Genomic DNA, 13,912 nt, shown 5'->3' on the forward strand with positions numbered 1-13,912 from the left:
CACCATAATTCTCTTATCGGATGGCATATTATTTAATTACCGTAATATAATTGAGTGAATAATTGAAATACGGGGGGTTAGCCGATACCATGAACTATACCGAGACACTTGATTTCGATCCTCTGCAGGCCTTCTCGATCCTTGGCGAGCCGAGCATCGGCATCCTCGTGCTGGATCGCGACCGGAACGTGCTCTGGTGCAATGATGCCGTACGGGATATCATCGGCATTCCTCCCGATACCGCCATCGGGAAGAATGCCCTGCAGATCATCGACACCTACCTGCTGCCGCGATTGCAGGACCCTGCATGTGCTCATTGCCTGCGAAACCTCCTGCATGCCGAGACGGAGCCCCCGCCGTGCGGGTGCCTGATTCATACGGCTTCCGGCGAGACCTGCCTGCTCTCGTGTTCCTGCCAGTATATCCCGACAGGACCGTTTCAGGATATGATCGTCATCCGGTTCCGGGACATCTGCCGGCAGGAGTCATTCACCAGGGTTCATGCCCACAAAGCCCATCTCACGCTCCTCTCCGAGATATCCCGCCTGTTCGAGACCGAGGGCCTCTCGGCGGGCGAGATACTCACGGCGATCGCCGGGCTGTTGCCGACCGCTCTGCGCTATCCCGACCAGGCATACGCCAGAATAGTGCTCGGCGATACGGTTCACGGCCGGGACGTTCCTGAAACACCCTGGAGACTGACGGCCGATCTCATCGTTCACGGTAACCGGGACGGGGTGGTCGAGGTGGGCTACACGAAGCAACCTCCCGGAGAGGCGGGCGAAGTATTCCTCCGGGAAGAGTCGGTCTTCCTGCACCTGGCCGCCGGGATGATCGGCCGGCTGCTCGGCCGGCTGCAGACGGCAGAGGTGCTCGAACGGCAGACTGCCCTGCTCGATCTCACGCACGATGCCGTTACCGTCTGGGGCATGGACGGGCGGATCACCTTCTGGAACCGGGCTGCCGAAGAGGAGTACGGATGGCGCGGCGACGAAGCACTGGGGCAGGTGACGCACGATCTCCTGCAGACGCACTTTCCGACCTCGCTTGAATCCAGTATCGCCGAACTCGTCCGTACGGGGCACTGGGAGGGCGAACTTGTAAAGTTCCGCCGTGACGGATCACGCGTCGTCGTTGCGACCAGATGGGCGCTCCAGCGGGGGAGCGACGGAAAACCTCTCTCAATCCTCGAGATCAACAGCGACATCACCGGGAGAAAATGTGCGGAAGCGGAGATAAGGATGCGCAACAGCCAGCTCGCCGTGCTCAATCAGATCATCACGGTCTCAGCTTCGGCACTCTCGTTCGACGAGCTGATGGAGGCGTCGCTCTCAAAGACCATGGAGCTCCTGGACTTCGATCTCGGCGTTGCGTACCTGCTCGACAGTGAGCGCACCCGGGCGCTCCCGAAATACCGCCGGGGAACGCCCGCATCCCTGCACCATCGCCAGCGCTTTGTCAGTATCCACAACTGGCCGTATAACTTCGTCTTCATCGCCGGTCAGGCACGATACTTCGAGCAGCAGGAGCAACTGGGCTCGATGGAAGCGGAGCTCCTCCGCGAATACGGCGTCCGTGCGCTTGCCGCCATCCCGCTCGTCGCCGAGTCGGTCGTCGTCGGGGCGATCTTCGTCGGAAGCAGGGAGAAAGAGTCGTTCTCCCTCCCGGAAAAGAACCTGCTCGAAGCGATAGGCAAGGAGATCGGAGCCGGCGTACTGCGGAGTATGCTGCATAAAAAGCTCGAGGCCGCCAACCGCGAAGCGAACCTCTACATCGACATCCTGACCCACGACATCAGGAACGCCGAGAACGTCGCAAGTCTCTACTCCGACCTCCTCGTCGAGATGCTCGAAGGCTCCGCCGCCGAGTACGCCGATAAAGTCCGGACGAATATTATGAAAGGGACGGAGATCATCAAGCACGTCTCCACGATCAGGAAGGTTCACCAGGAACCCGTTCTCCTCCGGCCGGTCCACCTCGACTCCGTCGCCAGAGACGAACTCCGGGATATTCCGAACGTCACCTTACAGTTCCGCGGCTCGGTTCCCGAGGTCTGGGCGGACGAGTTTCTCGGGGAGCTCTTTAAAAGCCTCGTCGGCAGCCGCATACGGTACATCGGTCCCGATGCTGCTATCACCGTGACGGTGGAGGAGTCGTCGGACGAAGTGCTGGTCTCGGTGGAGGATTCCGGGCCGGGTGTGCCGGACGAGGTGAAAGAGGATATATTCCACCGGTTTGAGCCGGAGAAAGGCCTGGGTACCGGCACCTATCTCGGGCTCTACGCTGCACGGCTGATCGTCGAGCGCTACGACGGCCGCATCTGGGTGGAAGATCGGGTCGAGGGAAGTCCCGAACTCGGGGCGGCATTCCGGTTCACGCTGAGAGCCGTCCTTCCGGAAGACCGTAACCTGCCGGGGTATGAGGAGACCCTTCCTGGAGAAGAGTCCCGTGGTGGATGAGGTTTTGGATCGAACGCTCCTGACGGGGGATGCCGACAGAGAGCGAGCGGGATATCCTGATACTCCGGTGCTGCGGGTCGCGAAAGACGGCGAGGTGCTCGGCGCGAACGAGGCGGCACTCCCGCTGCTTGCCCACTGGAATCTCCTCATCGGGGATCGGCTCCCGGGTCGGTGGATCGGCGTGGTCGATCTCGTCTTGAGGAGCGGGGAGAAGGAGCGGATCGGTATCCTGACCGGGACGAAGGCCTGCTCGCTTACGTTCACCCCGGTCGGCGACGGTGAGGGCGTCACCATCTCCTTTCAGGAGGCCGCCGGGAGCAGAGGTGCCGGGGAACTCTGCAGCATGGGAAGCGGCGTCGCCACCTTCGAGGCGCGTGACGACGGCAGGTACTTTGTCGTCACGTCGCTCAACCCCGCGGCAGGCCGGGCGGGCGGCAGTTCGCCGGGTGCAGAGTTCCCCGGGTTCGTCGATACGCTCCGGCGGGTCTGGAGGACGGGCAGTCCCGAACAGATCCCGATGCGGTGCTCCCGGGCAGGCCAGCCGGTCGTCTGGGGCGAGATCTACGTAAACCGCCTCCCTTCGGGGTATCTCGTCGCCGTCTTTGACGACAGAACGGCACAAAAAAGGATAGAGACCTCCCTCATCGAGAGCGAAGAGAAGTTCCGGGGCATCACCCAGCGCAGCTTCGATATGATCTTCACCGCCGACCCGGCCGGGGTGATCACCTATGCTTCGCCTGCGGTGCACCGCATCCTCGGATGCGAGCCCGCCGCGATCACCGGCAGGAGGTGCCGGGAGTACATCGCCCGTCACAACCGTTCCGCATTCTCCCGTGCAACCGGGCAGCTGCTTGCAGGGAAGGATGTGGAAGGACTGATCCTCGAATGTGTGCGGGACGACGGCTCTCCCGTCTTCGTGGAGATCAACGCATCCCCCATCGTCAGGAACGGCGTTGTCACGGGTATCCAGGGGGTCGGGAGAGACGTCACCGAACGGATCGCCGCGGAAGATCTGAAGAAACAGGCCTACGACCAGATCGACCGCAACATCGAGCAGTTCGCGATCCTCGGCGACCATATCCGCCAGCCGCTCCAGGTGATCCTCGGCATTGCGGATATCATCGGTGACGAGAAGAGCGAGATCCTTGCCCAGCAGGTACGGAGGATCAACAATATCATCAGGCAGCTCGACCAGGGCTGGATCGAGTCACGAAAGGTGCAGGAGTTTCTTCGGCGGTGCGGCTGACGGCCGGGGGTCTGCACGGCCGATCTCCGGGAGGCTATCCGTCGACAACAATCTATAAATCGTTTCCCGCAAATCACCTGCCCGTATGGCGACCCGGAGACAGATCGAGGCTACGCGTGAGAACCTGAAGCGAGCACAGGATTCCCTGCACGAGATGAATCACTGCGAGAATGCTCCCGGCGAACCGACCTGCAGCACGGAGGTGGATCGCCCGCGGAGTGACCGGTTCCGGGCGCAGGCGCGGCTCTCCGTGGCGGAGCCGGAGCGGCTCACGTCGGCGCAGCGGGAGGCACGGCGCGAGAATATCAAGAAGGCTCAGAGAGCCCGCAGTTATGAATCCTGGACGAAGAAGGAGCTCTACGAGCGGGCGACGGAGCTCGGTATCGCCGGCCGCTCGCAGATGGCGAAAGGCGAGCTGATCGTGGCGCTGCGGGCGAGACAGTAGCGCTGCCGTTCCGGGTCTCGAACCGCCCGTATCCCCGGGGAGTCGGGTCTATCGATTTTTTCTGAAGAGTGCCTCAATCTCGACCCTCGGGTAGTCGTTCCCCCGGATCCGCATCTGCCACCGGTGGGTCTGCACCGAGACCGGAGTCAGCATGGAGAAGAGGGCGGCGGTCTCTTCAGAGGTGAAGTAGTGGGTCAGAATGGCGTCGCCGCGGCGGTAGGTATGCTCCTCGACCTCTGTCCCCTTCCCGGCCCGCATATCCTCCGTCGAAAAAGCCCGGAAGAAGAGGAGACCGCCGTCCCGCAGTACGCGGGAGGTCTCGGCAGCAATCCGCGCCCGGTCGTCTGCGAGCAGGTGGCCGGCGATATGGAAGAGGAATACGGCATCGAAGCTGCCGTCCCGGAGAGGGAGCGAGCGGGCGTCGGCGACGAGCAGGTGGATGCCGGTCGTTCCGAACCGGGCGTGGCTCATCCGCACGGCGGTCGGCGAGATGTCGAGCGCCGTCACGCTCCAGCGCTTCTCCGCCATCGCCGCGAGTGTCTTGCCGTCCCCGCACCCGAGCTCGAGGACACACGAGCCCGGCGGCAGCTCCGGGAGGCGGCCGGTGACGCCGCCCCAGAGCCTGCCCCGGCGTGCGTAGTCGTTCTCCCACGAGGGAGGGGCTGTATCCACGGATCCAGGTTGCACCGGATCCGGGTTAAAGGGTTCGCGTATCGGGCACGAACTGCAGGGATGCCGAGTTCATGCAGTACCGTTTGTACGTCGGCGGCGGGCCGTCGTCGAAGACATGCCCGAGGTGGGCGTCGCATCGCCGGCAGAGCACCTCGGTCCGGGTCATGAAGAAGCTCCTGTCGGTCTCCGTGGCGACGTTCAGCTCGGAGACCGGCTTCGAGAAACTCGGCCACCCCGTCCCCGACTCGAACTTCGCCTCGGACGAAAAGAGGTCGGTCGAGCAGCAGACGCACTGGTAGAGCCCCTTCTCTTTGCAGTTCCAGTACTGTCCGGTGAACGCCGTCTCGGTGCCTGCCTGCCGGGCGACGTGGAACTGCTGCGGCGTGAGCAGTTCCCGCCACTCTTCCTCTGTCTTTCTTATCTTCTCGACCAGTTCCACCGAATCGGCCCTGGCATTGTAGATCCTGACGAGCTCCTGCTCCCCTGTGGATACCGTATGGTTCATCGTCCTGCCTCCCGTAACCGAAGCAGACCTGCCGAAGATATAAAGATATTCCTCCACCCGCACCGGGATGGCGGTGTTCCGTTACCGCTGGCCGTAGTGTTTCCGGAGGAACCGTCGCACCTTCTCGGACTCGACCCAGCCCCGGTCGAGCCGGTCGATGGTGCCGTTGATGAGCGCCGCCTGCTCGAGGATCTTCGCCGAGGCCGGTGTCTCCTCGATCCCGGCGAGGCCGACGATGACGGCGAGCGGGTTTCTGATATGATCCCCGAGCACGGCAAACTGCTCGATGTTCTGCTCGATCTGCTCGAAGGCCTTCTTCCGGATCTCTTCGGTGCGTTTCCGTTCGGATATATCCCGCGAGATGGAGAGAACGGTCGGGCGTCCCTGCAGGAGGAACCGGAGAGCGTTTATCTCAACGGGTATCCGCCTGCCGCCTTTCGTGACGTGCTCCATCTCAAAGAGGAGCTCGTCGGTCACCCTGAACTGTTTCAGCACTGCCGAGATCTCCCCTATCCGTTCCGGTGGGGTGATATCGAGCGGCGAGAGGTTGAGCAGTTCGTCCCGGGTATACCCGAGCCTTCTTTCGGCGACCTCATTCACCTCGATGAACCGTACCGGCATGGAATCCGGCGAAAGCGTGAAAACGAGAACGGCGTCGCTGCCCTTGTTAAAGAGCATCCGGTACCGCTCTTCGCTCTCCGTAAGCCGCCGTTCGGTCGTCTTCCACCGCGTTATCTTCCGGTAGATATCGAGCCGGTGCTGCAGCATCGGGTAGATGTTGAGCGGCCGGCTGGTGTACTCGAGCCAGAACTCCCTCCCCTCCGGGGTGACGGCATGGAGTTCGAGGTTGTGGACGTTTCGCCGCTCCCGGTTCGAGGAGAGGACGGCGTCCGATACCTCCTCCGGGCGCTCAAGTGTCGGGGCGACGACTGTCAGGAAGAACTCCTCGCCCTGCATCCCGGCGACCTCCCGGTCACGGAGTTCGAAAAACCTCCGCATCGCGGCATTCACCCATCTGATCCTTCCATCCTGCCCGACGAGGACGACGCCGTCCTCAAGTTCGTTCAGCACATGAAAGATGGTGAAGAGGAAGAACATCGACATATCCGTATTTTTCTCACCGTGCATCATACTGAATCACTCTTAATCCCGTCCGGTATTCGTATCGGCGCCTTCTGATGAGCGATTCGACCGTTCCCGGTTCTCTGTCGGCCGGGAGGCTGATCGCTGCAGATGGAAGTACATTTCCATGTTTGGAATATAATCATTGTGATAACGATCCGCTCTCCCACTGCCCCGTTCCCGGTTTGTACCGGTTACGGCCTGCCCCGTGGGGCGTCCGGCCGGTCCCGGGCGATCAATTCGGATCGGTTAAATCCTGTCCCTCCCCTGAGAAGAGTGATGAGAAAGATCGGCATGGCATCCCTCCTCCTGGTATTCTGTCTTGCGATCATCCCCGGGTGCACGACGCAGCCTGACGGGGCGAGCGCTCCTCTGGTGATACCCGTCGAGACCCAGAGCCCGGCAGCGGAACTCTCGGGAGCTCCGCACCCCTCGTTCGACCATTCGGTCGTGAGCCTGCAGAAGCACTACCGGGCCGACGGCTCCTGCTACTGGGTGGCCACGGCAACCATCACCAATACCGCCGATGTCGCCGGAAACGGCGTTGTCATCCGGTTTAAACTGGTGGACGATGAGAGCGGCGGCATCCGCTCGACCGGAACCGAGTTCGTCTCCCGGTTCGGTGCGGGGGATACCAAACGGTTCACCCGGGAACTGAACGGCGAGGGCGACAGATCCTACCGCCTCGAGCTGGAGACGCTCTACGACATCTCCTGACCCGGCCGGTGCGGCGGCAGACGAGAAGGATTATTGCGGTGTACGCCGGAGTAGCGGGAGAAGACGTATGAGAATACTCGGGATTAACGGGAGCCCGCGCGGGTCGAAGAGCCAGACACTCCGGCTGCTCAACGCGGTGCTCGACGGCGCCCGCTCGGCCGGGGCGGAGGTCGACTACGTGGATGTCTGCAAACTCCGGATCGAGTACTGCAACGGGTGCACCGTCTGCTACGAGCGCGGCGAGTGTGTCCGGAAAGACGATTTTTCCGGGTTATACCGGAAGATGCTCGAGAGTGACGGCATCGTCTTTGCCTCCCCGAACTACATCAACTCCGTCACGGGGCAGATAAAGACGCTCCTCGACCGGATGGCGGATGCCATCCACTGCCAGATGTTCACCGGCAAGTACGGGTGCGCCGTCTCCACCGCCGGGGGCTCCGGGGCGGACGAGGTCGCCGACTACTTAAACAGTGTCCTGCAGATCCTCGGGGCGAACACGGTCGGCAAAGTCGGTGTCGTCCTCGGGCCCGACCCGGAGGCGATCATCCCTGCGGAGCGGCATGCCTACGAGCTCGGGAAGACCCTTGCGGGTGCTATTCTGAACCGGACAACCTACCCTGAGCAGGAGGAACTGCACGCGGCGATGACCGACCGGATGCGGCGTCTCGTCATCGCGAACAAAGACCGCTGGCACCATGAGTACGAGCACTGGAGCAGGATCGGCACGGTGCCCGAGCGGCTCGAAGAGGGAAGGCCGGAATAACTTTCTCTCCCGTGTTTATGCCTCCGTCTCCCGGAGGATGCGCCGGATCGTCTCTGCGAGCTCCGGTTCTGCGGTGGCGAGACTCTCGGTGAGACGGCCGCGTGCCGTCTCGCCCATCTCTATCAGTGCCCGTTCCGCACGCCGCCTGACGGCGAAATGGTCGTCCCGGAGCGCACGGAGGAGCGGCGCTACCGCGTCCGTCCCCCCGATACGGGTGATCGTCTTCACGGCGCTTATCCGGACATCGGCCGAGAGGTTGTTGAGTTCCTGTGCGAGTGTTTCGATGGCGACCGCCCCCATCCGCTCGACCTCGGCCCAGCGCTCTCTCGCTATCAGGTAGTAAACCTGCTCCGCTTCGTTCCCTGGTGTCCAGCCGAGGCTTTCGAGTGCTTCCGCAACGCCGAGCTTCAGCTCCCGGTCGCCGTGCCTGAGGGCGTCGAGGAGATGGTCTTGCACAAGTCCCCCCGGATCTTTCAGCGCCTCGAGCGCGGCATGGCGGACGCGGTCGTCGACGTCGTTGAGCGCCTGGAGCAGGGGTTCGATGGCGCGCCTGTCACCGATATACCCGAGAGACCGCGCCGCGGCGATCTGAACGGCCTCGTCGCGGTCGCGGAGAGCGAGCGTGAGGGGTTCGATGGCCATCTTCTTTCCCATATACCCGAGCGCCTCGGCTATGACCGCCCTGACCTCGGCGTCGCGTTCGCGGTGCAGTCCGGCGATGAGCGTCTCAATTGACCGATCGTTTCCGATCTTTCCAAGATTCCGCGCTGCAACGATCCGTATTCTGCCGTCGTCGTCCGCAAGAGCATTCATGAGCGGTTCGACGGCGACCTCGCGCATCTCCCCGAGAACGCCGGCAGCGGCCGTCTGGATCTCGGGGTCTTCATCCCTGAGCGCCCGGATCAGGCCTTCTGCGGCGGGTCTGCCCATCATAATCAGCCGGGTTGCCGCCCCGAGCTGGGACGTCCAGGTCTTCTCCCGAAGACCCCGGATGAGATTTGCGATCTCCTGCTGCCCGTGTTCACTGAACGCCTTTGCGTCCTCCTCGCTAATGCTCTTTTTCTTCTTCTTCTTCTTCTTCTTCGATTCCGCGGACGCCGCCTCGACCTGCTCCCCGAGCGCTCTCCTCCAGACATCGAGGACGTCGCGTCTCTTCAGCGCCTGCGAGGCCTTCTCTCGCACATCGGGATCGTCGTCGTGCAGGGCGCCGAGCAGCGCTTCCGTCGCCCGGTCATCGGCGATCTTCCAGAGTGCATCGATCGCCGCGAGCCGTTCGATCTTCAAGCCGCCCCTGAGCACCAGCGAGAGTGCGGCGGCGGCCGGTGCGCCGATATCGCCGAGCGCCTGGGCAGCGCTCCAGCGCACCTCCGGCCCCGGGTCACTCAGCCGTTCGATCAGCGCTGGGACTGCCCGCGGATCTTTCATGCTCCCGAGTGCTCGTGCGGCGGCGACCCTGACTATCGCTGCCGGATCGGTTAGAGCCGCGAGGAGGGCTTCGAGTGCCCCATCCCCGATCGCTGCGAGGGCATCCGCGGCCGCGTGCCTGACGCCGACGTACGGATCGCTGCAGAGGTTTATAAGCGGCCTGACCGCCCTTCTATCGCGGAGCCGGCCGAGCGCTGCTGCTCCGGCGATCCGGACGTCCTGGTCGGTGTCCGTGAGTACTCCGATGAGCGGCTCGACGGCTCGCGTCCCTCCCATATCCCCGAGCGCCTCCGCGGCAGCGATCCGGACGACGTAACTCTTGTCCCGGAGCGCACCGATAAGGGCGTCGACTGCCGCATCCCCCATCCCTCGCAATGCTTCGATCGCAGCAGCCCTGACCTCTTCGCTGCCGTCCTGCAGTGCCTTGAGGTAGCGCTCAAGAGGGGTGAGCGCAGCCTCGCTCTCTTCTCTCTCCGGAGTTTCTCGTGGCTGCACCGGATCCGGGAGATCGAAGGTGGTGAGCATCTCTTCTTTCTCGTCCCCCTGGACGAGCGATGCATCCTCGTCGTCGGGGAGCGCGTCGAAGATCTCCTCTTCAAACTCCGGCGGCAGCAGGTGATCCAGGGATAGTGCCGGTGCCTGTTCCACAGCTGCTTCCCGGAGTTCCTCTTTCGCCTTCGTCCATGCCTGCATCGCCCGCCGGTTCTCTTCGATCAGTTGTGAAAGGCTGACTTCGGGTTTCTGTGGCTGAACCGGAGATGCGCTGTCCGGCGGTGACGGCTGCTCCGGACTTGCGGACGTTGGTCTCTCGGCACCGGATTTCTTTGTCTGGAAGGTCGGTCTTCCGAACCGCTCTTCGAACCGCTTCTGGACGCCGAGCCCCTCTTTGAGCTCGCGGTCGTACCTGTCCGACCGCTCGACGACCGGCCGGGCACGCGCTTCCGCTTCGTTCCACTGCCTGATGACCGCAACAGCGCGGACTGCCGCCTTCGCGAGGACGGGGTCTTTGCTCCTGCATCCGCGGGCGAGCGCCTCGAGCGCCGGTGATCCGATCTTTTTAAGCGCCTCAGTCGCCCCGGACCGCACACCGGAGTGATCTTCCTTCAGTGCATGGATCAGTGGATCAATGGCCGGTCGCCCCATCCCGACGAGCGCGTTCCACTGCTCCTTCGCTATCAGGTACTGGACCTTCTGGAGTACGCTCTCCGGTTTCCAGCCCAGCCTGTCGAGTGCCCAGGCCGCTTCCATCCGCACCTGGTGGCAGTCCTTCTCAAGGGTCTTAAGAAGAGGAGGTCGCGCCCGGGGGTCGCGGATCTCCCCGAGCGCCTCTATCACCGCGGTTCGCACGAGGATGTCCGGATCGTCGAGCGCCCGTACCAGCGCCGGGATCGCCGGAGCCTCGCTGAGCTTCCCGAGAGCTCGTGCCGAATCTCTTCTGACCCGGGGGTCTTTGTCGGCGAGCCCCCGGATGAGGACCGGAGCTGCCCCCCTCTTGAGTTTGACGAGTTCGCCGTAGTCACCCCGAAGAAAGTGATAGGTTGCCGTATCGTCCTGCTCGGACGGCTTCCACTTCAGGCGTGCAAGCGAACGGGCTGCCGCACGGGCCACCCGGGTATCGGAATCGCCGAGTGCCTCCCGCAGCGGCGGGATTCCCTGCGGACTCATCCCCGAGAGAGCGATCGCCGCTCCCTGCCGTATCGCCGGCCGGGTATGGTGAAGTGCCGGAATAAACGTATCGAGAGCGGCTGTTCCCACCCCGGCCAGTGCATCGGCCATGGTCTCCTGCGCATCCTCCGGGATCTGAATGAGAAGAGCAAGGAGCAGTGGAAATACAGGCGCACCGGCGGCTATGAGCCCCTCCGAGATCCACCGGCGATCGGCCTGACCGCTCCGTTCAAGCCTTGCGACCAGCACGGGAACGGCGGCTGCACCGAGGCTGTAGAGTGCGACTGCGGCCTCTCTCCGAATAGCCTCGTCCCTGGACGCCAGCACCTCTATCAGGCCGTCGATATCCTTCTGCTCTTTTAATTGTCCGATATTCGGCCTGAATCTATCGAAGATTGCCATGGTCGGTACACATCGTCCTGCCGCTCCGAAAACCCGAAAGAGTAGCTGGGTTCTTTAATGGGTGAATCCCGGCAGATATAGGTGTTAGTTTCTCCTGCAGAGCCATAAATGTTCCATTCCGTCGTCGGCGTTCCTTCCGGGTGCGGCTCTTCCAGCGCTCTGTTCCTGCCGTGAAGCGGGGCGATGCCAATCTTTATCGCAGAGAAGGGAGGTATACCGACACTTATGGTGGCGCTTGATATTACCCGGCTCCCTGCTATCGTGCATACGCTCACTCCCGAAAAGGCTGCACTCTTTGGACGGATATACTCCTACTACAGCGAGACGGGGCGGCTCGTCCTCCCCGAGCAGATGCAGGACTGGGTGCATGAGAAGTACGGCGAGATCGAACGCCAGCAGATCGTCCGCGTGATCAATATCCGGACGAACGAGAGCACGCTCTACAACTCCGTCAGGGCACGGCGGCCGGTCATAACGGTGCGGGAGGATGAGGCTCTTGCGCTGCCCGGGTCGGGGAACGGCGGGCCGTTCGCCGTCCCGCTCACAGAGACTCCTGAGGATACGTTCGGCAGGATCCACGGCGACCACTGGGTGACGGCGAGCAACATCGCCAAGTACGACTACCTCCACGCTCTCATCATCGCGCGGGACGACGAACCGTTCACGACCGATGAAGCCCGGATCCTCGATCTCCTCAACGTCGCCGTCCGCTGGTGCCAGGAGGCGAACCGGGTTAATCCTGCGGCCGTGTATCCGTTCCTCCTCTGGAACGTGCTCTGGCGGGCGGGAGCAAGCGTTCTGCACTGTCACGCACAGATACTCCTCACGCACACACCCTACAGTGCTCCTGCCTGGATGGCGCGGGTGCGTGACGATTACCGGCGTGACTACGGGAGCGAGTACTACGAAGACCTCTTTGCCGTCCATACCGAACTCGGTCTCGGCCTCACGTTCGGCGGCGCATCGGTGATGGCGCACCTCACTCCGAAGAAAGAGCATGAGGTGGTTCTGTTTGCAAAGACGCCGCACAGACTCGCCCCGGCGCTCTCGAGAGTCCTGCTCTGCTATCAGCGGATGGGTATCCGGAGTTTCAACGTCGCCCTCTTTATGCCGCAACTTGAAGAAGGGGATTACTACGTTGCCCGTATCGTCGACCGGGGGGATATCGCCGCACGCACCTCCGATATCGGCGGCATGGAACTGTATGCCGGAACGCCTATCGTCGCATCCGATCCGTTCCGGCTCATGGAGCATCTCTCGCTGGCGATGAGCCGGGGGCAGGAAGGGTAGGGACTCCTGCGGAGGTGGTTTTCTTCCGCCTTTCAGCAGATGAGATGTTCTTTCGCCGCAGTATTCCGGTAGGTCTCGGCAACTCTCTTCGCGACGGTCTCCCACCGGAACTGCTGCTCTACTTTCTCCCGTCCCTGCCTTCCCATTGCAGCGATTCTGGCCGGGCTGTCCGCTACCGAGAGAAGCCCCTCGGCGATGCTCTCGGGCCTCGGGAGCACCTTGACGCCGTCCGTGCCGTGCTCGATATTCTCCCCGAGGCCGCCGACGTCCGATGCCACGACGCACCGTCCGGCGCTCCACGCCTCGAGGAGCACAAGACCGAAGGGTTCGTTTCTGCTCGGGATGACGACGACATCCGCCGCGTTCAGGAGGCGGAGGTGATCGGCGTCGGCGAGGTGGCCGAGGAACTGTACCGGAAGTTTCTCTGAACGTTCTTCGAGCGCCCCGCGCATATCGCCGTCCCCGACGAAGAGGATCTTGCCGTCCTGGTGGTGCTGCAGAAGCGTCGGCACCGCATCGACGAGCATATCCGGGCCTTTCTGCCAGGCGAGCCTCCCCACGAAGAGCAGAAGAGGTTCGTCCGGGTCGAGTCCGTGCTCCCGTTTCACGTCGTCCGGGTTGACGTTTGTCCTGTACTCCTGCGGCACCACGCCGTTCGGGACCACGTCGATCTTCCAGTCCGGCACATTATAAAGCTGCATGGCCTCGCTGCGGAGCGTCGAGGAGACCGCCGTGACCCTCTTCGCAATCAGCCCTCCATACCATTCTTTCCCCGATATCTCCCGGTATGCCCATCCGTCTCCGACGGTGTTGCCGCATCGCCCGTACTCCGTTGAATGATAGGTAAAGACCGTCTCCCGCTCCTGCAGGTGGTGCATCGCCTCGACGACATGCCAGTCGTGGAAGTGGAGGACGTCGAAGGGCGTTCTGTCCTGTCCCCGGAACCGCTCGACCATGTCACGGCTCATCCGGCCGCAGTAATCGATGATATCGTTACCCGTGGGCTGGCAATAGTGGTACTGCACTCCGTTGATCTCCTCGCCGTCTCCCCGCCCCCTCGTGAAAAAGTGTATCTCATGGGTACGGGCGAGTGTCTCTGCGAGGTTGGTTGCTGCGTTGGCAAGTCCTCCGACCCGTTCGGCATGGAGAGACTCCCAGCAGAAAAAAGCAATCTTCAGACTTTCCATATTTTTCCTCTTCG

General features: G+C 62.6%; 11 protein-coding genes. 6 read left to right on the forward strand and 5 right to left on the reverse strand.

Annotated elements, in window-relative coordinates:
* Positions 1-89: 89 nt before the first annotated feature.
* The 3 genes from ABH15_RS09730 (at position 90) to ABH15_RS09740 (ending at position 4,150) form a co-directional block, all read left to right on the forward strand.
* Positions 90-2,459, forward strand: a complete 2,370-nt coding sequence (locus ABH15_RS09730) for a PAS domain-containing sensor histidine kinase (RefSeq protein ID WP_128694140.1) — start codon at positions 90-92, stop codon at positions 2,457-2,459.
* A gap of 4 nt (positions 2,460-2,463) precedes the next feature.
* Positions 2,464-3,705, forward strand: a complete 1,242-nt coding sequence (locus tag ABH15_RS09735) for a PAS domain S-box protein (protein WP_164913711.1) — start codon at positions 2,464-2,466, stop codon at positions 3,703-3,705.
* Between the two features lie 85 nt (positions 3,706-3,790).
* Entirely contained in the window at positions 3,791-4,150 is a 360-nt protein-coding gene (locus ABH15_RS09740; RefSeq protein WP_206633441.1) for a Rho termination factor N-terminal domain-containing protein, read from the forward strand.
* A gap of 48 nt (positions 4,151-4,198) precedes the next feature.
* Here the strand turns inward: ABH15_RS09740 and ABH15_RS09745 are convergent, their stop codons facing one another.
* The 3 genes from ABH15_RS09745 to ABH15_RS09755 form a co-directional block, all read right to left on the reverse strand.
* Entirely contained in the window at positions 4,199-4,822 is a 624-nt protein-coding gene (locus ABH15_RS09745) for a class I SAM-dependent methyltransferase (protein WP_241648067.1), read from the reverse strand.
* 25 nt (positions 4,823-4,847) lie between these two features.
* Positions 4,848-5,327 (reverse strand): peptide-methionine (R)-S-oxide reductase MsrB, encoded by a 480-nt coding sequence (gene msrB / locus ABH15_RS09750; protein WP_128694143.1) that lies wholly within the window; start codon positions 5,325-5,327, stop codon positions 4,848-4,850.
* Between the two features lie 81 nt (positions 5,328-5,408).
* Positions 5,409-6,431: a PAS domain-containing protein gene (locus ABH15_RS09755; protein ID WP_164913713.1), complete on the reverse strand. Its 1,023-nt coding sequence runs from the start codon at positions 6,429-6,431 to the stop codon at positions 5,409-5,411.
* Between the two features lie 297 nt (positions 6,432-6,728).
* Between ABH15_RS09755 and ABH15_RS09760 the strand changes: the two genes are divergently transcribed.
* A complete protein-coding gene (locus tag ABH15_RS09760; RefSeq protein ID WP_128694145.1) occupies positions 6,729-7,166 on the forward strand; it encodes a hypothetical protein in 438 nt (145 codons plus the stop codon).
* A gap of 67 nt (positions 7,167-7,233) precedes the next feature.
* On the forward strand, positions 7,234-7,929 hold the full coding sequence (locus tag ABH15_RS09765) for a flavodoxin family protein (protein ID WP_128694146.1): 696 nt from the start codon (positions 7,234-7,236) through the stop codon (positions 7,927-7,929).
* 15 nt (positions 7,930-7,944) lie between these two features.
* On the opposite strand, the gene ABH15_RS09770 is transcribed toward ABH15_RS09765, so the two are convergent.
* On the reverse strand, positions 7,945-11,421 hold the full coding sequence (locus ABH15_RS09770; protein ID WP_128694147.1) for a HEAT repeat domain-containing protein: 3,477 nt from the start codon (positions 11,419-11,421) through the stop codon (positions 7,945-7,947).
* Between the two features lie 225 nt (positions 11,422-11,646).
* Here ABH15_RS09770 and ABH15_RS09775 point away from each other — a divergent pair, with 225 nt between their 5' ends.
* The gene (locus ABH15_RS09775) at positions 11,647-12,711 is read left to right on the forward strand and encodes a hypothetical protein (protein ID WP_128694148.1); all 1,065 of its coding nucleotides are present in this window, start codon (positions 11,647-11,649) and stop codon (positions 12,709-12,711) included.
* A 32-nt stretch (positions 12,712-12,743) separates the two neighbouring features.
* Here ABH15_RS09775 and ABH15_RS09780 read toward each other — a convergent pair whose 3' ends face one another.
* Positions 12,744-13,898, reverse strand: a complete 1,155-nt coding sequence (locus ABH15_RS09780; protein WP_128694149.1) for a glycosyltransferase family 4 protein — start codon at positions 13,896-13,898, stop codon at positions 12,744-12,746.
* Positions 13,899-13,912: the final 14 nt, after the last annotated feature.

Source organism: Methanoculleus taiwanensis (assembly GCF_004102725.1).
In the GTDB taxonomy this organism is placed as follows: Archaea; Halobacteriota; Methanomicrobia; order Methanomicrobiales; family Methanoculleaceae; genus Methanoculleus_A; species Methanoculleus_A taiwanensis.